Origin of the sequence: Paenibacillus sp. 1_12 (genome assembly GCF_900114475.1) — a bacterium.
Classification (GTDB): domain Bacteria; phylum Bacillota; class Bacilli; order Paenibacillales; family NBRC-103111; genus Paenibacillus_S.
This window is the reverse complement of record NZ_FOTE01000007.1, coordinates 321,671-347,087: the sequence shown is the minus strand read 5'-3', so window position 1 is coordinate 347,087 and position 25,417 is coordinate 321,671. Positions and strand designations below refer to the sequence as shown.

The window sequence follows — 25,417 nt, the reverse complement described above, 5'->3', positions numbered from 1 at the left end:
TCCACCCTCTCCAAATTAAATAATTGCGTACAGCTCCTGCATCGGTCTTATTAAATTTTGCTTCATCATCGCGGAAGCCGCTGCCGGATCATGCTTTTCGAGCGCTTCAACAATAGCTGAATGCTCCTTGACAGAGGTCATGGTTCCCGTAACAGGCTGCTTCAAAAATACATATTTGAACCTTCTGATGTGAATTTGCAGCGAGGCGCTGAAGGAAGAAATATAGACATTGTCCGATATATCTACGATCAGATTGTGAAACTGCTCATCAAGCTCCATAGCCTGATACGGCTGCCCCTGCTCGATCGCCTTGGCAAACTGATGGTTCAATTCCTTAAGCTGCTCAATATGCGATGGTAATATGAGTCCCGATGCAAATTCCGCGGCGAGCGCATGAAGGGCTGCCAGTGTCGGATACATTTTCAAAATGTCGTCCTTTTCAATAGTCGTTACTTTCGTTTCTTTGCCTGGGTGCATCTCTACTAGCCCCTGTACTTCAAGCAGTTGAAAGGCTTCGCGGATTGGTGTTCTGCTGACAGCCAGAGATTCGGCTAGCTCAGCATCAAGCAGCTTTTCACCCGGGAGCAGTGTACCTTCAATAATCCATCTTTGAATTTGAGATAAGGCGCGTTCTTTGGCGGACATTCGAATAGGTGTAGAAAAATTGGACGGTACCGGCATCAAGATCATCCTTCATTGTTTTGTTATATGCAATATATCGCATACATATATTAAATGCAACTTTTATTTATTCAAGATGATCCTATCAACCACTATTCGCGACATAGCAGCCAACTATGCTTTTTACTTTCCTTAATTCCATGAAAAAAGCCCCGATTCCTGTGTGTTTTCAGGATTTCGGAGCTCTTTCACCTAAATAAAATGGACTGCTTCTGTCTTCATTTAACTACGTATTTTTCAATCGCACCAAGTATTATCGGCAGCCCACAAACGAACATCTCTAAGTTTGGGGATGACTTGGACAACCACATGAATGGATTACAGGCGTTCAGCCCACTCTTCCTTATTGCTCCAATCCTTGGCCTTCCAACGCAGTACATCGGGATTAGCCATGTGGATAATTTCTTTGAAAAATTCAAGCCGCTCCAGATCGGTCATCGGCACAAAGCTCTTCGCGACCCTTAAGTTGTTTTCCAACTGCTCCATCGATTCCATCCCGATAATGGCTGTAGAGATGGGCAGCGACCATGTATAACGCAATGCTTTTTCGTACCACTGAGCAAGTCTTCCCAGACCGATAACCTTCATCCCGATGATCGCCATGCCTTTATCATTCGCTTTTGGCAAAAATTCTTCAGCAAAGCTGTAAATGAAATGATCCGCAGCAGACAAGGCAACCAATGCGCTATCAAACGGGAATCGTTCAATCGCTTCGATCTGAACATTCGGATTTGTATGTCCACTAATACTGATATGCTTGATAATCCCTTGTTCCTTGGCCTCAATCAATGCCTGCAGAGCACCGTCCTTGGCAAAACACTGCTCTAGCTGCTCCATCGTTCTTACATCATGCAGACGCCATTCTTCTACATGATCCGTTTGTAGTCGCTTCAAGCTGGCTTCGATTGAACGCAAGGAACCGTCGCGAGTTCTATCGATCGTCTTCGTAGCAATCCAAACCTGGGATCTACGGCTGCCTAAAGCTAACCCAAGTCTCTCCTCGGATTGTCCTTTAGAGTAGATCGGAGCTGTGTCGAAGTAGGTAATTCCTTCATCAATAGCTCTGTTTACAATCTGAATTGCTTCCTCTTCGGTACAGTTGTGCTCATCGACAATACGTTGGGCTCCAAAGCTGAGTATCGGGAATTCCTGTCCAGTTTGTCCAAATTTACGCTTCTCCATTGTGCAATCCTCCTTCATGTTTTGCGAAGCAAAATGAACTTCGTAAGCATTGCCTGATTATGTTTATTGCCTGCTCATACAAACTTTTTATTTCTTTATCAGTATAAACGATCTTGGCATTTGTCAAAAGCTTAGACTAACGTGCTATGGATGCTCACTTAAATTAAATTCACCTAAGCTGGCACCTTTGGCAAAAAATCGCTTGATGTTATTCTCAACAGTCGGATCAGGGATTAGCGGCGGTGCATGATGCGGCTTGATTCGGGCATCGATAATCATATTATCACAAGCCCAATGCTTATTCTCATAATAACTGTTCACACCATAAATGTCGGTAGAGGGATTGCTGCGCGTGAATGTAGCCCACAGAAAATTGCTGATGGTCGCACTAATAAATGGACTTTCATCACACAAAATGATCAGTGGGCAAGCTGGAATTGGCCCCTTGGCTTGAATGGATTCACATAATTCTTGTAGTTGCTGCTGCGCGTGAGCGTAGTCGATAAATGTTGGTCCTTGAAGCGCCACAACACCCGGCATCACCAATCTTGCCTGTTCTCCCCCTCTTAATTCTTTTAAAGCATCGGGTACTTCCGTACATAATTCTCTTTTTTTATCACCATATGCTGCGATAACGACCTTGCTGCCGCTATTTAAACCAGTACCTGAATAATCAAGAGTATCGATGGTCGTATTAGTGTAAAAATGAATGTCGCGATGCAGATCGATACGTTCCAGAATATAGGTTAAAAAATCCACTTCACGATGGGTATCCAAGGGTTGATTTTCTTCTGCCGTAATGAATAAAAACTTAGCCAGACTCAGCTGTCCTGTCCCCAAAATTCGGTTGGCAATCGTTAGCATCTCGGTAGGCTGCTTTACCTGCTGGTAGGGCGTATATCTTTCACTTCCAATTGCAAAAAGCAAGGGATGCACGCCAGCGGCATCAACAGCATGGACTTCTTTTACGCCAGGGATTTCCTGTTTGATGGCATCACCTGTTAATTGATGGATAAGCTCTCCAAATGCGGTATCTTCCTGGGGCGGACGACCAACGACAGTAAACGGCCAGATGGCATTAGGCTTGGCATACACTTTATGTACTTTCATTAGCGGAAAAGGATGCGTGAGGCTGTAATAACCCAAATGATCGCCAAAAGGCCCTTCCGGTTTGGTTTCACCAGGATGTATTTCTCCAGTAATGACAAAATCAGCATCATGGCTAATACAATGTCCTTCGATATAGCTGTAGCGAAACCTGCGCCCTCCAAGTAAACCGGCAAAGGTCATTTCACTTAACCCTTCCGGTAAAGGCATAACAGCCGACAATGTATGTGCTGGAGGTCCACCTATAAAACAGCTTACTTTCAGAGGCAAGCCCTTCTTATTCGCTTTGTCCTGATGGACGCCAATTCCGCGGTGAATCTGATAATGCAGTCCAATTTCCTTATTTATTTCATATTCATTTCCATTCAATTGAACGCGATACATCCCCAAATTGGAATTCATAATTCCCGGTTTTTCTGGATCTTCCGTATACACTTGCGGCAGCGTGATAAAAGCACCACCATCCATAGGCCAGTGTTGAATGAGCGGAAGGTCGGATATATTGATTTCTTGTAGGGTCCCTGGTTGGTTTCCAGATATTTTCAAAGGGAGTGCCTTCCAGGCTGCGAGACCGGTACTTATATGTTTAAGCGGATTTTTGATCGCTTTGATTGGATCGCTGCGCAGAACCATTACGTTCTGTACTGAATCCCATGTGTGACGAAAAATAAACTTGCTGCGTTCTATGGTGCCAAAAAGGTTGGACACCGCTCGGAACTTAGAGCCCTTCACATTTTCAAATAACAATGCAGGGCCGCCCGCTTCATATACTTTCATATGAATGGCTGCCATTTCAAGATAAGGATCGACTTCCTCCTGAATACGGACCAAATGTCCATTCTGTTCTAAATCGATGATACATTCTTCCAAATTGCGATAAGTCATCAAACGGCTCCAATCTCTGATTATTATTATGGAACCTCAAGCCTATTGAGATTCATGCTGTTTAAAATATACAGTGTGCCTATACGGATTTCAACTGTTCCTACCGTTTATTACACTGCCACTACTCCTACCATACCACAGATGTCTATAAATTCCTGCATGCGAACAAAAGTAGAACAGAAAAAAAGATTACATAATATATATTATGTAATCTTTTTTTCTGTTGTTGAGAGCAAGCTTTTTACTTTTGGGTGACCTGTGCTTAACCGGATTCCTGAACAGAACGTAGGCTGTAGCGTTGATACAGCTGTGAGCAGCCAATTGAAGCTAGCACGATGATCGCCAAACCCCAATAAATATTTCCATAAGCGACGGAAAGCGGAAGTTGTTTCTGCCAAACTAAAGCGCTGGCCGTCGCAGCCACACCGAATGCTCCACTGAAGAACTGCAGCAGCTGGAACAGCCCAAGACCTGAGCCTATTTGCGATTTCGGTAAAATACGTGACATTTCATTGGAAATTGCGCTTGACAGGAAAGTAAACCCGATGCTGAGCAGTATATAAATAAGCATAACAGCAATATAGGATGTGCTGGCAAATAGAGCGAACAGAATAACGGAAGCAAGCACTAGCAGAGGAACATAACGTATGATAGCCCCATTGCCATAGCTATCGATTATTTTGCCTACCCTACGGGAAAGTAGCATGGCCAGCAAAGAACCTGGGAAAATAATAAGTCCAGAGACGCTCGCACTGAGCTCAAATCGGTGTACCAAAATTTGTGGCATCAGAAACAGTGTTGCAAAGCTGCAGAGGTACGTTACGATTCCGACTGCGCCTAACGTCAAGTAAGCACGATTACGGAACAATACTGGCTGTACAAAAGGATCTGCAGCCCGATTAATTCGGATTATGAACAGCACGAGCGCCGCTATTCCCGCTGCCAAAGCTATCCATGATTGATTGGTAAGAAACAGCAGCAGCCCTGTCGTTCCTATCCCCACAAAAAGTGCTCCTAATGCATCAAATGAGCCTTTAGCCGGCTGCTCTTTCGGAAGAAGCATCCCGTAGAATGGAATCAACAAAAGCACGATCGCAGTAACTACAAATAAGTAATGCCATCCCAAATACTCGACAATTCCTCCACCTACTACAGGCCCGAGACCGAGACCAAGTGCAGCTGCTGACATCACGGTCGCCATGGCTTTGCCACGCCGCTCCAAAGGGATATAACGGGTAACTAGAACAAGCGAAAGCGCAGGAATAGAGCCAGCTCCAGATGCCTGCAAAATACGGACGATCAATAGCGGCAAAAAGCTATTACTGAAAAATCCACCGACCGCGGCGATACCCAGAAACATAAGACCGATAATAAATAATCGGCGAATCGGCACAAAATCGGACAATCGACTGAAAGTAATCGAAGAAATTGCAAATACAATCGAGTATCCTGTTACGATCCATGAGGTTGAAGCTGTTGAAATTCCGAATGCACGTGATACGTCCGGTAATGCAAGATTGAACATCATCGTATTCATAATGACAAGAACAACTGAAAATCCAAGCAATAAAGTCACCTTCCCTTCCTGTAGGGCAGGTCGGTCAGCTTCAACGGCTGATGTTACAATAGACGTTTGGGACATCTGGACACCTCACTTCTCGTTTGAATGTTCTATCATAATCGAACAATTGAAATATATCATGAGATATGATAAAATGCAATCATCAGTTTTGCCATTCTAAAGGAGGATTTCATATGAAAATTTTATTCCATCCAGACCGAGCTGATATCCATTTGTCTTCCGTCCTTTATGCTCTAAGTGATCCTATTCGTCTCTATCTTGTCGATACCATATATAAATCTGGCGAACGAACATGCGGAGATATCGAGGTTCCCGTCGTGAAATCAACGGTTTCCCACCATGCTCGTACGCTGAGGGAAGCTGGAATTGTTCACGTACGTATGCAAGGAACACAACGCTTCCTTTCGATTCGTACTGAAGATCTCGAAGCTCGTTTCCCGGGGCTGCTTGATGCTATACTTAAGGCTCATCAAACTTCGGGAGAAACGATTCCGTTTACCACGGACTGATAGCCCTTACATTTTGCACTAGCACAAATAGCAGCCCATAGGGGCTGCTATTTGCTTGTCAAACCGGATTGTCGGATAGCTATTTCTTGATTGATCTCAATAGCCTATTTTATTGTTTACATAATATTTGTTATGTAATCTTATTATTGATAAGTACATATTTTTTTTTGAAGCTGCTGGATTGACCTACAATTTCATCCGGTAAATCGCCTTATTCTCTAACCCGCGGATCGACTGCGTCCAATTTTCCGCTTCCGGGGTAGTATCCAATGCATCTTCCACCATTTGAAGCTTGGCATCTATGGTATCAATATGATGAAGAGCAATCGCCTCTGCGATTTGCGGTTGTACAGGACTTCCCCATTCACCTGAGTTATGATGAGACAAAACCATATGTTGAAGCGCCAACACACGATCCGAGTTTAAATCAATATTCGAAAGAATGGCTGCTTCTGTAATCCAGTTCGACGCCATCGAAATATGACCAAGCAGCTTACCATGGATACTATATTCGGATACAATCCCAAGTTGCGCAGTCATTTCCTCCGGCTTGGCAATGTCATGCAGAATGATGCCTGCAATTAGCAGATCCGGGTTCAAAAAAGGCCGCTGCTTGCATATAAACTCTCCGAGCTCTAGCATACGAACCATATGATAGGCCAATCCCGCAAAATAGGCATGATGATGGGTTTTGGCAGCAGGATAATGCATTAACCGCTCTTCAACCTTTTTGACACAGAAGGAAACGATCGTATGCATTTCTTTGTCTTGAATACTGTCCATCGCCTGCTTGATCGTATAAATCAGATCGACGGGACGGATGGGTGCCGAACGAATAAAATCAGTCAATGATACACCGTCATCATCGTTAGCTTTACGAATTTTGATGATCTTGATCTGCAGCTTTTCCCTGTAAGTTTGCACCAATCCCTGTACACGGACCAGCCCCATTGGAAAAAAAGTCTCCTTATCGGTTGCACTGGCATCCCAATATTTGGCTGGCAGCTGACCGGTCGCATCACAAAGAACGATATCCAAATAATCCTTTGCTGGCGTGGAATTGGTTTGTTTAATTTCAAGCTCCTTGATGAGATAAAACCCGACGAATTCATCTTGTGAATTTAAGGTTTTGATTAAAGACATTTATTCTTCCTCCTAAGGACTTTTCATAGAAAAGTCTACTTCGTAAGCTAATACCAGACTTTTCGTAGAAGTCTGCTTCGCAAGCTTAGACCGAACTATTCGCGGTGAAAATACCACTTCGTCAGTATTTGCTTGACTTTTCAAGCACACTCTTACATCAGTTTAATGACCAGACTCTCCTTACATAGATGTCTGAAGCTGAATCCACAGCGTTTTATTGCGAAATTCTTCTTCCTGCCCAAGCTCTTTACCGAACCAATCCGGTACTTTGAACATTTGTGCAGCATCAAGGTCTGGAAACTCAACCTCGACCACCACAAGATCGATTTGCTTATATTCGTCTATTTCATACAATATCCCATAATGATCCACGGTAGTACGCACTTTTTCCAATGGAATTAACTTGGAACGAGACAATAATTGTTGATACATATCCTCGGAAATAGAATATTCGATTTCCTCTCTAACCATTCCATGTCCTGATTTGAAGGTATGCGTATAGTGGCAGGATCCGTCAACGTCTATGAGCTGGCGTACCCTGATTTCCTCATCCTTGGAATAAGCCAGATAGGTTTGATATATCGTTCGCTTGGAAACCAAGGTGACATTCTCCTGATCCAGCACAGCTTGTGGAAACGCCGGTAATAAAAACTTTTTTTCAATTTCGATACCCATCGGCGAGCTCCCTTCGCTAAATATGCACGAATTACATTATAGATTTAAAACCTGTTGTTGTCGATACTGGCTGGCAACAATGACTGTTCTGACTTGTATTTAGTGCTATGCAAAAAATACAGCGGACTCTTCAAGTTTAATTGTCCGCTGTACAAAAATATCGAAATATAGAGTTGTCAAAAAAAGCTTAGTTTCTTCATCTTACTTCATTTAGACCGTGCGCTTTGTTGCAAGTGGCTTTAAATTGGCTTCAATCGATTGGCGCTGATCCTCCAGAAACGGAGGCAGTGCTAAGGATTCACCCAAAGTTTCAAAAGGCTCATCTGTATCAAAACCGGGACCGTCTGTTGCTAGCTCAAATAGGATACCGTTCGGCTCGCGGAAGTACAAGGATCGGAAATAGTATCTTTCCACGAATCCGGAATTACGCAATCCCGCTTTATTCAACACTTCGATCCATTTAAGCAATTCTTCATTATCATCTACACGAAAGGCAACATGATGCACACCGCCTTTACCGAGCGCAGCGACAGACAAATCATTGCGCGGCTCAACCTGCACTTCTGCACCTGATCCCCCTGCTCCGACCTGCATTACGATAATATCCTCTTGCCCATTAACTAACGCAGGGATTCGATTCTTCTCTGTAAACCCGATCAGCTTGAGAGCAGCAAGTGTTGAATCAGGCTTGCGTACAGTAAGCTTTACAGGTCCGAGTCCAATAATGCTGAATTGGGCAGGCACGGGACTTTGATCCCATGGAATACCACCCGTCACACCGGAATTCGTTTCATCGGAAACTAGCGAGAGCTGCTGACCTTCCGGGTCCTCGAAGAAAATAACGTTACGGCCTGCATAGGCTATAATCGCTGTATGTTTGACACCATGCTCCGTAAATCGTTCGAGCCAATACTCCAGTGCTGCGTCGCTTGGAACGCGCAAGGATGTGCCGGAAATACTGCTTGCTCCCGCGCGTGTCGGACCGATTCCCGGAAAATCAAAGAACGTAAGCTCAGTTCCTGGATTGCCCCGTTCATCTCCATAGAACAAGTGATATGCGGATGTATCATCCTGGTTGACAGTTTTTTTAATTAAACGCATACCAAGAACCTCGGTATAGAACTTGAAGTTGCCTGGCGCATCTCCGGTCATAGCTGATAAATGATGAATTCCTTTAACGTTCATGTTGATCCATCCTTTATGATTGTAGTTTTTTCAACAAATCTAGCAGCTGTTTTTGTTCAGTTGTGTTCAGCTTGTTGAATTGAGCCGCCTGAAAATGCTCCTGCATGGGGACCACATCTCCATATATGGCTTGACCCTGTGCAGTTAGCGACACGTACTTCGTTTTCCAGTCCTGCTCTCGCGTGATCCATCCAAGCTCTTCAACCTTTTGAATAATTTGAGCGATATTTCCTTTGGTTACAACAAGCTTGTCGGCCAAATCCTGCTGACTTATACGTCCCGCCGCTCCTACTTGAGCTAACACATCAAACTGTGCTGCGGTCATCTCCCATTTTTTCAAGTATTGATTCGTTTCGCGAATGCTTTGATTATAGAAGCGGGATAGCCGAAACCACAGCAAAATACCTAACCGCTTTTCCTGGTTGCTTAATGTGTGAAGTTCATCGTCTGCCACATCGCATCATCCCTCTTATATAACGTCAATCATTTGTTGGTTTAGTACTAAACCTATAATCAGTATATACCTAAACTTAAGAAATAGCAATCTGGTATAGATCTATGTGTGCAATCCATCTGCATGCAGCCAAGCACCAATAGACCCCGCATATTCACCATTCTCTATAAATAAAGGCGAAGCCCCTCTAAGCTTCGTATAGCGTTGAACCACTTCTTTAAGAAGATTATTCCCAATAAACGACGAACCAATAAAAATTACGGTTGTCGCCCCTGATTGTCCGGCAGCAAGTACGCTAACAGTTGCGACCGTTTCACCTACTAAACCTACTACAGAAGCTAACAGCTCTTCCTTGGAAAATGGAGGGTTGGAAGCCCCTTGTAAAATACGTCCAAAATTACTTGCTGTCAGGTCACCAGGAATTGGCGGCTCCACACCCTCATAAATATGACTCACTTTTAAATCAATACGATCACGCGCGCCATTGGCTGCCGCTTGTATAATTTCTTCATAATCTGTTAACCCCGTTAATAATTGGGATAAGCCAATCAAGGTACCACCTCCAATACCTGTACCACCAAGCCGACGGTGAGCGTCGCCATCCACCAAGTGTATCGAAGTGCCTGTACCTACATTGGTTAGAACATACAAACTATCCATTATGCCATGCTTTTCGAGGAAATACTGCACCCCTCTACAGGTTGCATCAAACTCAACTAGCTCTCCAGCTTTTTGCTGGATGAGAGACTGTATAGCTGAAGCTTTTCCGCCTGTCATACAAATTCGGGCATCGATCTGTCCATTAATCCAAGCTGCGACATGAGCCATCTCAGAAACTGGAAATTTGTTTAAAATAAGCTCGTTTTTTTCCATATAGGCGATCTTAATCAAAGTGCCCCCTGCATCAATTCCAATATTCATCATATACTTTCTCCTTTTCTGAACGACAAATGTAGATACAATAACTCCTAAGTATCTGGCGAGAATATTTATTTAATATCATTAATATTATGTATGATTAATTAATCCTAATTTTAACCATGTTCAACGTGATATTATCATCATTTTAGCAGATTTATTGCTCCTCTTATACGTTAATACCATTGTGATTTTTAGTCTGCAAAAAAAGCCGCCTCTGGCTGCCTTTGATGGTTGTGTTCTATTATATGACGTGTTTGCGTTTTTGAAGCAAATTTACTGTATTATAGAGTCGGTTAATGCGGATTCTGATCCATTGGAACTTGAGAACTAGGATGCACTTGTATAGCCTGCACATGATTTAAACATCCAATTATGTTTTCACAAAATATTAAAATCTTGGGCACAGCAGATAATGATCATTAGTTTACATAATAATAGTTATGTATTCTCATTGTTGCAGTGTCACTTCAGGTAAATCTTTCGGATCATGAGAACTGTTTCATTTCCCTCCTAATTGTGTAATAAATAACATGTCAAATTAAGGAGGTTTTTATCGGTGGTAACTACTAACATTTCATTCCAGGAAAATTCGGTACCGGTATTTTTATTCGGAGCGGATTCACGAATAATTCCTTCTTTGCTCTCTGCGCTACAGAAAAATCGATTAACGATATCTAGCCTAAAGGAATCTTTGGTGCGTATTGACTTGTTCCGCTCCCAAGCACTGTTGTATTCCGCGCAAGGTGACAAATATTCAATTCCTATTTTCCCTTAATGCACATATGAGGACCTTCAGGTCTCGTACTTATCCATAGATGTATAGGAAAGGAATGGAGCCGCGGCTTCGTTCCTTTTTTGTGCCTACAGGGCCTGTTTGCTGGATATCACCTGGATCGTGACAGGCAGCCCATTTTCACAGCTCGAACCATGTTATATAATGATAGATATAATGTCTGCCCAACCGGATTAACGATCCGGCGAATTAACTGAACGAATAGGAGTAATCAAATGGATATTGTGCAAATACCTACATATTTAATTGATGAAGATACGGATCAGCCCCGCTATCAATTTGACGAGGATTCTTTACAGGAGCTGATGAACAGCATCGCAGAGCTCGGACTGCTGTCCCCGATTAAAGTAAGAACAACGAAGGATGGCCGATATAAAATTATTTATGGCAACCGCCGTTATAAAGCATGCAGTACCTTGGGTAAGCCGACCATCCCCTGCATTGTTTCGGATGTAACCGATGAGTTGGAAATTTACTTGGAGCAAATCGCCGAGAATTTGACACGTGAAGGTTTTTCGCCAATTGAAGAAGCAGATGCCTTTAATAAGCTGCTTAAGGACCCAAAGTTCAGCAGCTCAACTAAATATCTCTCCAGTAAACTTGGCAAGCCAGAGAGCTATATCAAGAATAAGTGTGACCTGCTTAAATTCAGCAATGCGGTCAAAAAGTTGATTGTAGCTGGAACAGAAATCAAAATGGACAAGCTCACCGAACTGCAGGTACTGCCCCTTAAGGATTTGCCGATCGAATATCGGGATTCACTCGCACTCATGGTCGCCAGGGATGAGCTGTCCGTAAGTGATGTCAAGAAAATCGCCAAGCTTTTCAAGGATAAAGACATTTCTGATAATACAAAAACGAAGTTGCTATACAAATCAGGTTATGAGCTTATAGAAACATGGTCCGTATTTGAACAAAATAGAGTGGAACGATCCAAGCAGGCTGAGTCCAAAACCACGATAAAGGTTGATAAATCGGAAAAACTGACTCCTAAACAGACACCAACCGATGAAAATACAATCCCAGTGCCAAGCTCGATACCATCGGCAATAGAACTCAACCCCGAGCCCGATAAAAAAACGGATATCGAACCCTTACATAAGATTTCTGTACAAACAGGTACTGAAGCAGTGACAGAAGTTTTAATTGATCGTACACTACAGCGATTACTTTCCACTCTTCCTTCCTACAGCCCATTGTCTGATGAGGTGCTCCGTTCCTATGCGGATATATTCGAGAACGATAGAGAAAGTTTTCATGCCAGTGTGAAGCTGCTTGTCGACAATTTGGAAAAGCATCTGGAGCAGTGGAAAAAAGTGCAGGAGCTTACGCAGGACCAGATCGCCGCGTCTGGAGCTAACGTTAATTAAAAAGAGGCTGATTCCCCTTCTTACTGCTGGGGAATCAGCCTCTTTTTACTGTGTATATTCGCTTTATCTACCAGATCTTGTATGCATAAGCTAATTATGCAGCCATCCCAATGTTGTGTGCAGGTTGTGTATGAAGCTTGCCATAACGCTTGGAGGCTGAGGTCCGCTTGGAATTGAGATGATTGCGCGCAATTCCAATTGCCACGGCAGGCTCCAGCTGATCCCGTTGTGCCAGTTCCACCAGCACCGCAATATCTCCCAATTGATAAGCTGCTACGAGCATCCGCAGCAATGCCTTGGAGCTCTCAGCTTCAGGTAAGGCAAGTACGCCTTGCTCTAAATCCGATCTGACCGCCCCCAAAGATTGGCGTGCACGGTGAAGTGCCGCTTTGATTGCACCCTCAGTCGTATGCAGCATCTGAGCCGTCTCTATGATCGAATAGCCCAGGACATCCCGTAATAAAAAAACCGTTCTCTGCAAGGCTGACATATGCTTGATAAGCGCTAAAAAAGCAGTCTCCATTTCCAAAGCACCATGATCAGGCATTACCGTCATCGACTGCTCCTGTTTTAGTATGAAGGACAAGCTTCGGCTTCTTCGCAATTGATCTATCCACGTGTTTTTCGCAATACGCAGCAGATAGGCCTCCGGATTCGCATGTCCCGTCTCTTGTAGTATTGGCCTGGCTTTCAGCCACGTATCCTGCGCCAAATCCTCAGCATCCCAACTGGATCCCGTTATAGACAGACAGTACCGTTTAACGGTCATTTGCAGCTGTTCCCAATTCGTATGGCTACCCTTTTCTGTTGTGGGTTCCGTGCATTCTATTGAACCAGCTAAGATCATACAGCTCTCTCCTTTACCCGGTTAATGACCATATATCCCTTCCATATAGAAACGAATGAACCCTGAATAAAGATACGCACCCACTAAAAAAAATTGCTTCAGGGAGAAACACCGAAACGAGAATACCATTAAAATTGGATTTCACAAACAATCGGATGACTCCGTATCCTTTTTCTTAGTTGATTCGTTTGCTGAAAGAAAGCAGATAACCAACCAATACCAATTCATGGAGGTAATCAAATGAACAACAATTATGTGCCATACGTTGTAGAGCAAACCGGACGCGGTGAACGTTCCTACGATATTTATTCCAGGTTGTTGAAGGATAGAATCGTGTTCCTTGGTGCGGCGATTGATGATCAAATGGCCAACAGTATAACTGCTCAATTACTATTTTTGGCTGCTGAGGACCCGGAGAAAGAAATAAGTCTCTATATTAACAGCCCGGGGGGCTCCACATCTGCAGGATTTGCGATCTACGATACGATGCAATTCGTAAAGCCTCCCGTACACACCATATGCACAGGCTTTGCAGCTTCATTCGCAGCCATACTTCTACTGGCAGGAGCCAAAGGCAAACGTTTCGCACTACCTAACAGCGAGATTATGATACATCAACCGCATGGTGGAACACAGGGTCAAGCCAGTGATATTGCTATCAGCGCCAAGCGGATTATCGGGATTCGGGAGCGTTTAAACCGGATTACTTCCGAAAGAACGGGTCAACCCCTTGAAAAGATTGAGAAAGATATGGATCGTGACTATTTCATGTCCTCCATAGAGGCACAGGAATACGGCATTATTGATCAAGTGGTTACTTCATTGTAACATAACAACCTTACTTTTTGATGCAGAACGCAAACAAGCCCGCGGCCCCAATTTATGATTCGGAGCTGCGGGTTTATGCTTTGCAATGAAGTTCAGTTCTAAATCACTTCTGTTTTATAAGGGAAATAAAGCTACAGTATCCCTCTGCTTCAAGCCTTCAATCATTTGCTGCCATTGTAACGGCTTATCAGGCAGTACTGAATAATAGCGTGTCAGAAACTGTACAATTAACGTGGCAGGCACCTCAGTGCAGTCTTCATCGCTCGGTAAAAAACACAAATCCAGTACTTCAACCGCTTCACCATTGTTTTCCCAGGAAGGATGTACATAATCCAGCTCCAGGCGTTGGTAGCCCAAATGAGAAAGAACCTCGCGGCGCACATATGGATCCATCGGCTTAATACCACCAAATTCATGGTCTTCGATACGGTAAGGATCATAAATTTCCGCAAACATGCCAAGCATCGGCCGACCGGATAACGAGGCCTGTTCGAGTAAATCCTTCATTCTTTTAGCTGCCATGAATCGTCCGATCCCCAGACCTGCTTGCCCAATAATCGTAAAATCCGTCATCGCCACCTGCAAATCGTCATAGTAACGATACTCCGTTGCACCTACCACAGCCCCTTCATGAACAGCTACAAAAACACGAATGCCCGGGTCCTCCAGTGGATCCTTCCACAGCGAATACTCCAATACTTCCTCAGGTGGAAACACCTTTTTCATCAGCTCATGCATCAATAGAAAATTCGGGTCCTCAATACTTGTTATCCGTACAAATTCCATCCTTAACACTCCCAGCTACTAGTGAATTTCAACGTCATATTCTAATCTTTCACATACGTTTAAAAGGATTCCGCCACTCCATCAGCAGCCCGTAGTTGCAGGATTCTTCATCCTCCAAATAATTCGCAATAATATCAACTGGTGTTCGTCCACAGCGCATCAAAAAGCTGATCACCGGGTCCTTGAATCGTCCGTCCAGTATCGCTTGCACATATTGCTGTGCCGTCAATTCATTCGCAACTTTATGATAACCAGGCATACGCCCCCCACCCAGCAATCGGGTTAAGCCCAACTGTACCGTAACCTCATACATCGATTGCATTAACCATTTGCCCAAGCCGAGCTTACGGCAATCCGGACGAATACAGACATCGACAACATAGAGTGTATCGCCATCAGGAACATGTGTTCTTATATACCCATTATCCGTTACTTCTGCCCAGCTCTGACCAGACTGTTGTGAATGTGTATGAATACGCAGCCCTGTCATTGACCCCACAATTTCCCCAGCTATCTCCACACATAAGGCACCCTCGGGAAATCTGCTCACATGTTCATACAGCTGCTCCTTGTTCCACCACAGTTCAGATGGAAACGGTGGCGGAAAGCTTTCCTGCTGAATACGGATTAGCGCGTCAAAATCTTCATGCGAATAGCTGCGGATCAGCGCGGGCAGCGGTTTGTCCTCATGATATACATATAGCTCTTTGTAGTATAAAAACTTGTGATTACCTGTAAGCGCTGCTAAATCCTTGCCCACACTCAATTCAAATGGCCTCCTTGTTTATGACCAATCCGTATAGAGGTCGGTTCTGCGGTCCCGCCATGTCGTAACCGAACCTCGTTCTCTCACTTCTGCGAGCAGCTGCAGATCAAGATCAGCGGTAACCACCATATCATCATTAAGCTCACCTTGTGCCATGATGCCTCCTGGAGGAAATGGAACATCATTTGGTGTCAATACTGCGGCCTGACCAAAATTGCTGCGCATAAAATCAACAGTAGGAAGCGCACCTACGGTTCCTGTCGTAACCACATAAATCTGATTCTCGATCGTACGCGCATGACACGTATACCGAACCCGATGATAGCCGTGACGGTCATACGTGCATGACGGACAGAACAACACATCAGCGCCGCGGACTCGAGCCATCCGAACAATCTCAGGAAACTCCACATCATAACATACTAGAATAGCAATTCGCCCTTTATCTGTATCAAACACTTGAAGCAAATCTCCTGCTCCCATATTCCATTCCTTGATTTCTGCAGGTGTTATATGCAGCTTGTTCTGTGTTGCAATTCGTCCATCCGGATAAAATAAATGTGCCGTATTATACAGCTTTCCCTGCTCAGAGGTAACATGCGTTCCACCTATCAAATGCATACCCGTTTTCATAGCCAATCCTTTGAACAAGTCTAAATAAGCCTCGGTAAAATCAGGCAGCGCCTCAATCGGCAGCGGTTGTCCGTTCCCATCTCCAATGGACATTAATTGGGTCGTAAACAGCTCGGGAAACAGCACGAATTCGGATTCATACTCCTCAGCTATGTGGACATAATGTGCTACTTGCTTGGCAAACTCTTCAAAGCTTCCAATTGTGTGCAGATGATACTGTACTGCGGATACTCTCATTTTCATCGTTGCTCATACCCCAGTTTCTACGATTTATCTATAAATAAGTCCAATGAAATTGCATTACCAATTGTAGTATTTTACCTCATTCGTGAACAATCTTCAATTGATTTCAATTTGTATTACTTGACAATCTTTGTCGCAGGGTTTTCAAATGAAGTATTATATGGTAAGATACGATTCATCTAATCATCCTACGTTTGGAGGTTTAATATGCTGCAAAAAACGACACGTCTTACCCTTGTCGATCAAGTCATTATTCAGCTTGAGTCCATGATTGAATCCGGTACTTGGCCGATTGGAACGAAAATCCCGCCTGAACCGGGTCTAGTCAACGACCTGAATGTCAGCCGCAATACATTGCGAGAAGGTATAAAAGCGTTGTGCCATGCGGGAGTGCTAACGACAAAGCAGGGAGATGGCACTTATGTATCTTCCACCAGCGCACTTGGCGCGGCTATTCAACGTCGTGTCCACAAATCAGGCTTATTGGATACGCTGGAGGTTCGAAATGCTCTAGAGCAAGAAGCTGCAAGGCTATCCGCTGAAAGGCGTACTGAAGAGGATTTAGCGAAAATCCGGTTTTATCAACAGGAATGCCTTACCTTTAGAAAAAAAAGAGAGATGGAACAGTATGTGGCCGCAGATATGAAACTGCATCAGACCATTGTCGAATCGACTGGAAATCAAATGCTGATTGATTTATATGAGCATATTACTGAAGCTATTCGGGAATCGATAACGGTTATTATAAAAAAGAAATTTTCTGATAACCTACTACCAAATGCGCATGATCAACTGGTAGACGCGATATTCGCACAAGATTCCGATGCGGCCGTTCAACATGTTCAGCAGTTTATTAAAGAAATGAAACAAGCCATCGAGCAGGAGGACCTATAAATGGAACCCGAACCACGTACACTACATGCCAAAGCTGCTGCAGCTTCTACAGGATGGCTGCTTCTCCTAGGAATTATTTTGATCGCGGCCAATTTACGTGCCCCAATAACTGCGGTAGGTCCATTGATTGGGACGATTCGAGATGATTTAGGCTTATCAAATACGTTAGCGGGGATGATTACGACACTTCCGTTAATAGCCTTTGCTTTGCTGTCACCTGTGGCACCGAAGCTAGCTCGTCGTTTTGGCATGTCCCCAGTTTTGTTGAGTTCCTTAATTTTGCTGGTTATTGGCATTGTGCTCCGTTCAGCATCGAACATCAGCTCATTGCTAATTGGGACGGTCATCATGGGTCTTGCGATATCCATTTGCAATGTATTGATGCCTAGTTTGATCAAAGAAAAGTACCCACTGCAAATTGGAGTTATGATCGGTGTTTATGCAGTTGCAATGAATCTCAGTGGTGCTATTGCGTCCGGAATCAGTGTACCTGTAGCTAGTCAAACGGGTTTAGGTTGGAAGGGAGCTTTGGGTCTGTGGGGGGTGTTAGCAGTTATCGCTATTCTCTTCTGGATTCCCCAGCTAGGGCGTCAGCACAATAAATCTCAGATAACGAAGTCGAAAGAAAAACGTACAAATTTGTGGAAGTCCTCTCTGGCTTGGCAGGTGACTCTGTTTATGGGGCTGCAATCCATGCTATTTTATGTCGTCATTTCCTGGCTTCCTGAGATTTTGAAAAGTCAAGGCATGAGCTCAGATTCTGCAGGATGGGTCTTGTCTATTATGCAGCTCGCATTACTTCCACTTACTTTTATCGCACCGATATTAGCAGGACGTATGAAAAATCAAATCGTTCTTGTTATTGCTACGGCACTCTTTCTCTTCATAGGTATTGGTGGGCTATTGTCTGGAAATCATCTGGTGCTTCTTTGGTCGATCTTAATGGGAATCGGTGCGGGTTGTTCCTTCAGTATAGCGATGGCCTTTTTCGGGCTGCGTACATCGAATTCACATGACGCAGCCGAGCTATCTGGCATGGCTCAATCGGTAGGTTACATGTTAGCCGCTATCGGACCCACTTTATTTGGTTATCTGCACGACATGACTCACGGATGGAAAATCCCGCTAATCGTGCTGTTGGTAATCACAGTATTACTGCTCATTTTTGGTATCGCTGCTGGTCGTAATCGATTCATCGGAGCCCCAAAGACATGATGCATCTTAACCACCTGTCCCTCTCAACACAGACTTCGGCAGCCTAGGCACAACTCGGTTCATTGCTTCCTGCTTTTGCTTGTCGCCAACATGCGTATAAATTTGTGTCGTTTGTATACTTGCATGCCCCAGCAGCTCTTGCAAGGTTCGTATGTCGGTTCCCGCTATCACCTGCATCGTGGCAAACGTATGTCTGAGCTTATGGCTGGAGAACGATTTCCCTTGCAATTCACTAAATTCTCTCTTTAACTGGGCAAAATGGGCTTCGGCAATTTTTTGGATCATACGGGTAGAAATGCGGCGACCAAACTGCGATACGAAAAACGCCTGCTCAACCGTTTTTCTCGGATCAATCCGTTCTTCCAATGCCATATTTAAAATATGTACCAAGGACTCCGGTAGCGGAACCGATCTCCATTTGCGCCCTTTTCCGTATACTTGCAGCATCTGAGCCGAGCGGTTGAAATCCGCCATATTCAATCGATGTAGTTCACTTACACGTAAACCCGCATAGCTCATCAGCAAAAACATAGCGACATTCCGAATTTGGTGCTTCCCTTCTATCGATTCCAAAAATGCGGACAACACATGCTCATCCAGATACGAAGGCAGCGAGTTTCTCTCTACCTTTGATTTTTTCAAATGCAGAGCCGGATTGTTGTCCGCATATTTATGCTCAATTAAGGCATTAAAAAAAGTTCGAATTGAGGATAGATAACGATTCCGCGTAGAATCCCCTGCTCCCCCCTGACGCATTTTGGTGAGAAAACGCATCACGTCCAGAGCTTCCAGCTTACTCAATGATTTAGGTGCTATTGCAGCCAAAAATAATCGGACATCACCCAAATACGCTTTTTGCGTCTGAGGGGTAAATCCTTGGTCCTTCATCCAAATATCAAACAGCTCCAGGAGCTCTTCATCGGGGTATATACGGTCCATTCACGTTATCTCCGTTCGTTTAAAGTTAAATTACGCTAAATATCAATTTAGCGTAATTTTTTTGTGAAAAAAAAGACTGCAAAATGTTCATTCTGCAGCGGTTGAAGCTCATGTATCCAACGAAATTTCATGTATATTGATTTCATATTTTTATTTCCACCAAGCAGCAGAAGGATATTCGGAAGCATTTATGATAACCGCTTCGCCGATTCGAGGAGTTGCAATCGCCACACCTTGTTCTTTAGCGGCTTGAATCACTCGTTCAATCGGTTCCGTCCAATCATGAAAAGCCAATTTAAAAGCGCCCCAATGGATTGGAATCATCATATTCCCTTTCACATCAAGCTGTGCCTGAATCGTTTCCTCCGGCATCATATGTATGGCTGGCCATCTTTCATCATACTGACCGCATTCCATCATTGTCAAGTGAAAAGGACCATAGGTGTCACCAATCTTTTTGAAATGCGGTCCGTAACCACTGTCTCCACTAAAAAAAAGCTTATGCTCCGAACTCGCAATGACCCATGAGCACCATAAGGCTGTATTATTGTCCAATAGGTATCTGCCAGAAAAATGAATCGCCGGCGTACACACCAGCTTCAAGCCTACGAGCTCTGTTTCTTCCCACCAATTGAATTCATGAATTTTATCCTGATCAACACCCCATCTTGCCAAATGCTTGCCAACGCCGCGGGGCATATAGAAACTGCCAACTTTGTGCTTCAATTTTTGAATGGAGCCGTAGTCCAAATGATCATAATGGTCATGAGACAGCAGGACAGCATCAATCGGTGGGAGCTGATCAATGTCAATGGGAAGCTGCTTACTGTACCTTTTATTTCCGAACCAAGGAAACGGCGTCGGTGCTTTACCGAACATGGGGTCCAACAGCAATGTCTTTCCAGCGATTTCAATTAATAATGCCGAATGACCAAACCAAAACACTTTTGTATGGGAGTCATGAAGAAATCCAAGCTCAGCAGGAACTACTGAGATAGGTTGTCTTGGTTTTCCATTCGGATTTCCTTTGATAAGATCCTTCAGGAGCGATAGGTTGGTTCCCGGTGTTGTGTTAGATCCAAAATCAACTTCATTGACAATCTTATCTCCAGACCATTTCCCTCCGAAAGCAGGATAATAACGCAAAAATAAAATTAAAGCTAAAATAATTCCACCAAGTATTATTGCTATCAACGTCATATCAATCTCCTACTAATCAAATTCTTTGCTATCTAAGACGAATTAAACATCATGACAGCAAAGAGGCGCTGCGTGTTTTTTTGATTCATCTTATATAGCTAATAAAACACTTTTCATCTTTCAATATTTTGCAAATGCGAGTTTCCTTTACGTTCTACCGATTATGGTAGCATAGTCCGTTTTAAAGTACAATTTGGCAATCGTTGTCATTAATTTCTTAAGCTACTCTGGTGTCAAATGCTATTATTAATGGGTGAAATGCACCAGTATCTCATAAAAGTTCATCATGCACATTTGTACAGCAGTTAGGTTGATACCCTTCCCCGAATTACGCTTTTTACATAGCATAATAAATGTTAAAACGAGCACTTAGGCTTAGTAGCAAACTAATCGAATGGAAAAATCTTGAATTAATATAGCGAATTATTAATGCTATTAATCACTTTCGAAGGGAGGGAACTATGCTGACTAAATATCTCATAGTCAATGCTGATGACTTTGGACTATCTCAAAGTATAAATCGCGCTATTCTTGAAGCTTTTCATGCTGGAACGGTTTCCAGTACGTCCTTGATGTGTAATATGCCTGGATTTCAAGATGCAGTTATCCTTGCGAAGGAAACACCCACCTTGGGAGTAGGATTACATTTTAATTTAACCTATGGTACACCGCTTTCTGAAAAGCAACAGGTTTCTTCTCTAATTAATCATAAAGGAGTCTTTTCAAAAGATAGAAGCAAATGGACTAAAGAACATATCATCATCGAATTAGATGCTCAGTTTAAGAAATTTATTGACAGCGGCTTATCCCCTACTCATGTGGATTCTCATCATCATATCCATATCGATTCAGAGCTCGTTTACCGTGCTTTGAAAAACCTTTCAATACGCGAGCAAATCCCGATGCGTCTTCATCCATTAATTGCAGAAGACAGAAAAACCTTTCGAAGCTCTGATTACTTAATTCTCGATACTTACGATACAGACGATGGAATTGACCGTTTAATCAGACATCTTGAGCAGCTTCCTGATGGTATTACGGAGCTGATGTGTCATCCTGGGTATGTGGACGATGATGTGAGAGATCATTCGGTTTGGACGGATGGACGAGAACGTGAAGTGAATGTTTTTACAAGTACACGAATTGTCGATAAGCTATCAGAGCTCGATATTCAATTAGTTAACTTCGGATTCATTCCCAAATTAGAAACTCCTGCAAATACGAATCCACTTCATAAAGTCATTTCCCAAATAAAGCGTAAAAGTAAAATAAAAAAGAAGCTTTTGCATCGAAGAAAGAAACGTGTACTTCCTAAGCTTCATAAAGCTAAAGTAAAAAAGCTCCAAAAGAAACGTATCCTGAGGAAGAAACAGCGACTCAAGGGATCCGACTACAAAAAGGTCTCTTAAATGTTAGGAAGTCCCTACCCATCAAGCTAAGGAATACAACATATTTTTAAAACTTAGCTTGACGGGCTGGTAGCGATACTCTTAATATAGCCGAGCCAATCTATTTCTGACGAGATGATAGACATCAATCATCCATTTGAGTGGCAGCCATGCTGGAACATTAGGGATTGTAGGATATGTCTATGATGGAAAAACAATAACCTTTATGATTACATAATAATTATTATGTAAACTAAATAAATTACCTCCCTTTTAATTTTACAATCCCTTCATACATAATAGAACGAACGTTCTCATCAAGAAAAAAACATATTTCAGGTGGTATTTTTTGGGACAAGCAGTTTTAAAGTTTAAGCCCTGTAGTATTTGAGGTAAAATGATTGTAACGATTATTCGAGGGGGTATTCCCATGTGTGGAAGATATACCATAACGATTACTGAAGAAGAGTTAATGCTTCGATTTATGCTTGAGAACTCAACACCCGTTTATGCCCCCCGGTACAATGTAGCACCAGGTCAAATGGTCCCTGCCATCATCAATGACGGAAAACAAAATAAATTAGGGCAACTACGTTGGGGCTTAATTCCCTCTTGGGCAAAGGATACTAAAATAGGTTACAAGATGATTAATGCACGAGTGGAAACTGTTGCAGAAAAGCCAGCTTATCGTACTTCGCTAGTGAGCAAACGTTGCATAATTCCTGCTGATGGATTCTACGAATGGAAGATAATTGAGGATGGCAAACAACCAATGAGAATCCTGCTGAAAGGTGGCGAACTATTTGGAATGGCTGGTTTGTATGATACTTGGGTGAGTCCAGAAGGCGAAAAGATCAGCAGCTGTTCGATCATAACAACGGGTCCGAATAAAACGATGGAAGGTATTCATGATCGGATGCCCGTTATTCTGAGAAAAGAGGATGAGGCGACTTGGCTGGATCGAAGCATACAGGATGTTAAGCTTTTGCAGACTTTGATTGAAAAACCATATCCCGATGAGAAAATGCGAGTGTATCCGGTGACTAAGGCTGTGGGAAATGTTAAGAACGATTCAGCAGAGAACATACAAGAGGTTTCTTAGTTCTGTAATTATTTAGTGGTCGTTATCTGAACAATAATTTAACAATATAATACAAGGAGTTTGATCATGATGACACAAATCACAACCTTCTTAATGTTCGAGGGTAAAGCTGAAGAAGCAATGAATTTTTACACCTCTATATTTGAGAAATCAGAAATAACAAGTATTTCACGATATGGAGCGAATGAATCTGGAACGGAAGGTAAAGTGATACATGCTACTTTCACACTAAACGGACAAGAGTTTATGTGTATAGATAGCTCTGTACAACATAACTTTACCTTTACTCCCTCCATGTCACTGTATGTATCTTGTGATACCGATGCGGATATTGTTAGAGTCTTTGAGAAATTTTCTCTAGATGGTGCAGTCCTTATGCCTTTAGCCGCGTACCCATTTAGTAAAAAATTTGGGTGGGTGGCAGATAAATACGGTGTTTCCTGGCAGTTAAACCTTAAATCCGGAGTTTAGACCTACAAAACCGCTTACCAGAGAACAGATCGCGAGTATAGTCAAAAGCCCTCTATCCGAAGGATACAGGGCTATTAACGATATAATGCTTGCGAAAAAACAACTGAAAGCTCAATTATTCATCGTAACCAAAATCATCGTCCAATTCTTTTCTTATCTTATCAATTTGCTCTTGTGTCTTGTAAGGCCAGTATGTATCATAAACAGGCTTTTCATTCAAAAAAATTCGATGTTTTTCCAAGTAATCGGCTGTGTTCCCAATTACTTTTGCTGGGTTGCCTGCTACAATACTTCCATCAGGTATCGATTTAGTAACAATAGACCCCGCTGCCACAATAACATCGTTTCCAATAGTGACATTACACAATACAACACTGTTATAACCGATAAATACCCGATTACCGATTTTAACCTTCCCGATTTTAGTTTTACCAAAATGCAGCTTTGTACTTGCATCATGCGCAAGTATAGTGCTGTTGGTTATTGTTACGTCATCTCCGATTTCAACTAGCCAACAATGCCATTTGTAAGGATTCTTATATTTAACTCAAACCCATTTTTTGTTATGCACAATATAAATAAACTTTGCATTTAATATACGGATTCTATTATAGAAATGAGGTGATTGGATGGCACGTGTAAAAGCTGTCCGTCAGCATGATTTAGTTTTAATTAGTTGGACAAGAAACCCTCTGGTTCCTGGTTCTGCACGCAGAATTGTTTCATCGCGTGTTATTGGAAGCGCTCAACCTTGTAGGGCAAATCTGTCACCTAATGGATTGCTTATCAATGCCTTTAACTGCTTATTAGATAATGACATTGGTTTTAAAGTGGTCTATAGGAAAAACACTTCAAAAATCAGCGGTTTTGTATTGTTAGAACGCAATCGTTAATTTTTTCAGGGGAGGAGCGATAACGCTGCTCCCATCTGGTAATTATTGCGCAATCTTCTTCTCGATCGTTTCAAATCCCTTTGTGTCATTCCACATCTTTTCAAATTGTTCTGAGAATGATTTAGCCACTTCAGGCTCCCGAATTACCATAAGCACTTCATCATTCGTTGTACTCGCCGCTTTGGAATAGTTGAATGATCCAGTCGTGGTGACCTTCTTATCTGCAATAGTGACTTTCAGATGCATCAGCCCGTTGTGCTTATTTACCTTCGTCGGAATACCGGCACTGCCCAGTATTTTCATAGCTTCAGCCTGTACTTTGGCCTCGGATTGAACCTTGTCTGTGATGAGTCGAACTGCTACGTTTCGATCCTTCGATTCTTTGATCGCAGCCACTATATCTGGATGGGTGAGGCTGTAGATCGCAATATCAAGTGTTTGAGTTGATGCGTTAATCACATCGATCAACGCTTTATCTGGATGCTGATCAGCACGAGTGAAATAGTTTTCGCTAACCGGTTGCGTTGTTGTTGCTACGGCTGGTTGAGTTAACCCTTGAGCAGGCTTACTCAGATCCGGTTTTACAGCAACCTTTACTGCGGAGTAGCCTGCTATCACAATAATACACGCTAATGTAATGCGTCCTATAATTTTTTTCATCATTCACCTCTTGGAAGTTTATAGAAATATTATCACACGGCACGTACTTGCTTGCAAACAAAAAA

The 25,417-nt window shown here is 42.9% G+C and carries 26 protein-coding genes; 9 read left to right on the top strand and 17 right to left on the bottom strand.

From position 1 onward, the window contains the following. Positions 1–15: 15 nt before the first annotated feature. From BM210_RS18155 to BM210_RS18140, 4 genes are all read right to left on the bottom strand, one after another. Positions 16–681, bottom strand: coding sequence for a GntR family transcriptional regulator (locus BM210_RS18155; RefSeq protein WP_091170973.1), 666 nt, complete (start codon positions 679–681; stop codon positions 16–18). A 318-nt stretch (positions 682–999) separates the two neighbouring features. After that, positions 1,000–1,863: an aldo/keto reductase gene (locus tag BM210_RS18150; protein WP_091170970.1), complete on the bottom strand. Its 864-nt coding sequence runs from the start codon at positions 1,861–1,863 to the stop codon at positions 1,000–1,002. A gap of 144 nt (positions 1,864–2,007) precedes the next feature. After that, on the bottom strand, positions 2,008–3,855 hold the full coding sequence (locus tag BM210_RS18145) for a UbiD family decarboxylase (RefSeq protein ID WP_091170968.1): 1,848 nt from the start codon (positions 3,853–3,855) through the stop codon (positions 2,008–2,010). Positions 3,856–4,117: 262 nt separating this feature from the next. Next, positions 4,118–5,497: an MFS transporter gene (locus BM210_RS18140; RefSeq protein WP_091170966.1), complete on the bottom strand. Its 1,380-nt coding sequence runs from the start codon at positions 5,495–5,497 to the stop codon at positions 4,118–4,120. A gap of 113 nt (positions 5,498–5,610) precedes the next feature. Here BM210_RS18140 and BM210_RS18135 point away from each other — a divergent pair, with 113 nt between their 5' ends. Next, positions 5,611–5,946, top strand: coding sequence for an ArsR/SmtB family transcription factor (locus BM210_RS18135; protein WP_091170963.1), 336 nt, complete (start codon positions 5,611–5,613; stop codon positions 5,944–5,946). 186 nt (positions 5,947–6,132) lie between these two features. Here the strand turns inward: BM210_RS18135 and BM210_RS18130 are convergent, their stop codons facing one another. The 5 genes from BM210_RS18130 to coaW form a co-directional block, all read right to left on the bottom strand. Next, positions 6,133–7,089: a 3'-5' exoribonuclease YhaM family protein gene (locus BM210_RS18130; protein ID WP_091170959.1), complete on the bottom strand. Its 957-nt coding sequence runs from the start codon at positions 7,087–7,089 to the stop codon at positions 6,133–6,135. 180 nt (positions 7,090–7,269) lie between these two features. After that, positions 7,270–7,764: a CYTH domain-containing protein gene (locus BM210_RS18125; RefSeq protein WP_091170956.1), complete on the bottom strand. Its 495-nt coding sequence runs from the start codon at positions 7,762–7,764 to the stop codon at positions 7,270–7,272. A 210-nt stretch (positions 7,765–7,974) separates the two neighbouring features. Continuing rightward, positions 7,975–8,949: a ring-cleaving dioxygenase gene (locus tag BM210_RS18120; RefSeq protein WP_091170953.1), complete on the bottom strand. Its 975-nt coding sequence runs from the start codon at positions 8,947–8,949 to the stop codon at positions 7,975–7,977. Positions 8,950–8,962: 13 nt separating this feature from the next. Then, positions 8,963–9,403 (bottom strand): MarR family winged helix-turn-helix transcriptional regulator, encoded by a 441-nt coding sequence (locus tag BM210_RS18115; protein WP_091170952.1) that lies wholly within the window; start codon positions 9,401–9,403, stop codon positions 8,963–8,965. A gap of 102 nt (positions 9,404–9,505) precedes the next feature. Further along, positions 9,506–10,327 carry a type II pantothenate kinase gene (gene coaW / locus BM210_RS18110; RefSeq protein WP_371263497.1) on the bottom strand — a complete coding sequence of 274 codons (822 nt, stop codon included), beginning with the start codon at positions 10,325–10,327 and terminating at the stop codon, positions 9,506–9,508. Between the two features lie 1,005 nt (positions 10,328–11,332). On the opposite strand from coaW, the gene BM210_RS18100 reads away from it, so the two are divergent. Beyond that, positions 11,333–12,487, top strand: a complete 1,155-nt coding sequence (locus BM210_RS18100) for a ParB/RepB/Spo0J family partition protein (protein ID WP_091170947.1) — start codon at positions 11,333–11,335, stop codon at positions 12,485–12,487. Between the two features lie 94 nt (positions 12,488–12,581). On the opposite strand, the gene BM210_RS18095 is transcribed toward BM210_RS18100, so the two are convergent. After that, on the bottom strand, positions 12,582–13,334 hold the full coding sequence (locus tag BM210_RS18095) for a sigma-70 family RNA polymerase sigma factor (protein ID WP_091170944.1): 753 nt from the start codon (positions 13,332–13,334) through the stop codon (positions 12,582–12,584). 240 nt (positions 13,335–13,574) lie between these two features. Here BM210_RS18095 and clpP point away from each other — a divergent pair, with 240 nt between their 5' ends. Then, entirely contained in the window at positions 13,575–14,162 is a 588-nt protein-coding gene (clpP, locus tag BM210_RS18090; RefSeq protein WP_091170942.1) for an ATP-dependent Clp endopeptidase proteolytic subunit ClpP, read from the top strand. Between the two features lie 114 nt (positions 14,163–14,276). Here the strand turns inward: clpP and BM210_RS18085 are convergent, their stop codons facing one another. The 3 genes from BM210_RS18085 to BM210_RS18075 are packed head-to-tail and all read right to left on the bottom strand — an operon-like array spanning position 14,277 to position 16,590. Continuing rightward, a complete protein-coding gene (locus BM210_RS18085) occupies positions 14,277–14,948 on the bottom strand; it encodes a GNAT family acetyltransferase (RefSeq protein ID WP_091170940.1) in 672 nt (223 codons plus the stop codon). A 49-nt stretch (positions 14,949–14,997) separates the two neighbouring features. Continuing rightward, positions 14,998–15,714, bottom strand: a complete 717-nt coding sequence (locus tag BM210_RS18080) for a GNAT family N-acetyltransferase (RefSeq protein WP_256223733.1) — start codon at positions 15,712–15,714, stop codon at positions 14,998–15,000. 18 nt (positions 15,715–15,732) lie between these two features. After that, on the bottom strand, positions 15,733–16,590 hold the full coding sequence (locus BM210_RS18075) for a carbon-nitrogen hydrolase family protein (RefSeq protein WP_091170937.1): 858 nt from the start codon (positions 16,588–16,590) through the stop codon (positions 15,733–15,735). Positions 16,591–16,797: 207 nt separating this feature from the next. On the opposite strand from BM210_RS18075, the gene BM210_RS18070 reads away from it, so the two are divergent. Beyond that, a complete protein-coding gene (locus BM210_RS18070; RefSeq protein WP_091170934.1) occupies positions 16,798–17,484 on the top strand; it encodes a FadR/GntR family transcriptional regulator in 687 nt (228 codons plus the stop codon). Continuing rightward, a complete protein-coding gene (locus BM210_RS18065; RefSeq protein WP_091170932.1) occupies positions 17,485–18,699 on the top strand; it encodes a CynX/NimT family MFS transporter in 1,215 nt (404 codons plus the stop codon). A gap of 6 nt (positions 18,700–18,705) precedes the next feature. On the opposite strand, the gene BM210_RS18060 is transcribed toward BM210_RS18065, so the two are convergent. Next, a complete protein-coding gene (locus tag BM210_RS18060) occupies positions 18,706–19,638 on the bottom strand; it encodes a tyrosine-type recombinase/integrase (RefSeq protein WP_091170929.1) in 933 nt (310 codons plus the stop codon). Between the two features lie 150 nt (positions 19,639–19,788). After that, positions 19,789–20,838 (bottom strand): MBL fold metallo-hydrolase, encoded by a 1,050-nt coding sequence (locus tag BM210_RS18055; protein ID WP_091170927.1) that lies wholly within the window; start codon positions 20,836–20,838, stop codon positions 19,789–19,791. A gap of 461 nt (positions 20,839–21,299) precedes the next feature. On the opposite strand from BM210_RS18055, the gene BM210_RS18050 reads away from it, so the two are divergent. The 3 genes from BM210_RS18050 (at position 21,300) to BM210_RS18040 (ending at position 23,799) form a co-directional block, all read left to right on the top strand. Beyond that, positions 21,300–22,247, top strand: a complete 948-nt coding sequence (locus tag BM210_RS18050; RefSeq protein ID WP_091170925.1) for a carbohydrate deacetylase — start codon at positions 21,300–21,302, stop codon at positions 22,245–22,247. A gap of 409 nt (positions 22,248–22,656) precedes the next feature. Further along, a complete protein-coding gene (locus BM210_RS18045; RefSeq protein ID WP_091170923.1) occupies positions 22,657–23,328 on the top strand; it encodes an SOS response-associated peptidase in 672 nt (223 codons plus the stop codon). Between the two features lie 66 nt (positions 23,329–23,394). Beyond that, positions 23,395–23,799: a VOC family protein gene (locus tag BM210_RS18040; protein ID WP_256223731.1), complete on the top strand. Its 405-nt coding sequence runs from the start codon at positions 23,395–23,397 to the stop codon at positions 23,797–23,799. 115 nt (positions 23,800–23,914) lie between these two features. On the opposite strand, the gene BM210_RS18035 is transcribed toward BM210_RS18040, so the two are convergent. Beyond that, the gene (locus tag BM210_RS18035) at positions 23,915–24,205 is read right to left on the bottom strand and encodes an acyltransferase (protein WP_305728468.1); all 291 of its coding nucleotides are present in this window, start codon (positions 24,203–24,205) and stop codon (positions 23,915–23,917) included. A gap of 223 nt (positions 24,206–24,428) precedes the next feature. Here BM210_RS18035 and BM210_RS18030 point away from each other — a divergent pair, with 223 nt between their 5' ends. Next, positions 24,429–24,692 carry a hypothetical protein gene (locus BM210_RS18030; protein WP_091170919.1) on the top strand — a complete coding sequence of 88 codons (264 nt, stop codon included), beginning with the start codon at positions 24,429–24,431 and terminating at the stop codon, positions 24,690–24,692. Between the two features lie 42 nt (positions 24,693–24,734). Here the strand turns inward: BM210_RS18030 and BM210_RS18025 are convergent, their stop codons facing one another. Beyond that, positions 24,735–25,355, bottom strand: a complete 621-nt coding sequence (locus BM210_RS18025; RefSeq protein WP_256223729.1) for a phospholipase D-like domain-containing protein — start codon at positions 25,353–25,355, stop codon at positions 24,735–24,737. Between the last annotated feature and the right edge of the window lie 62 nt (positions 25,356–25,417).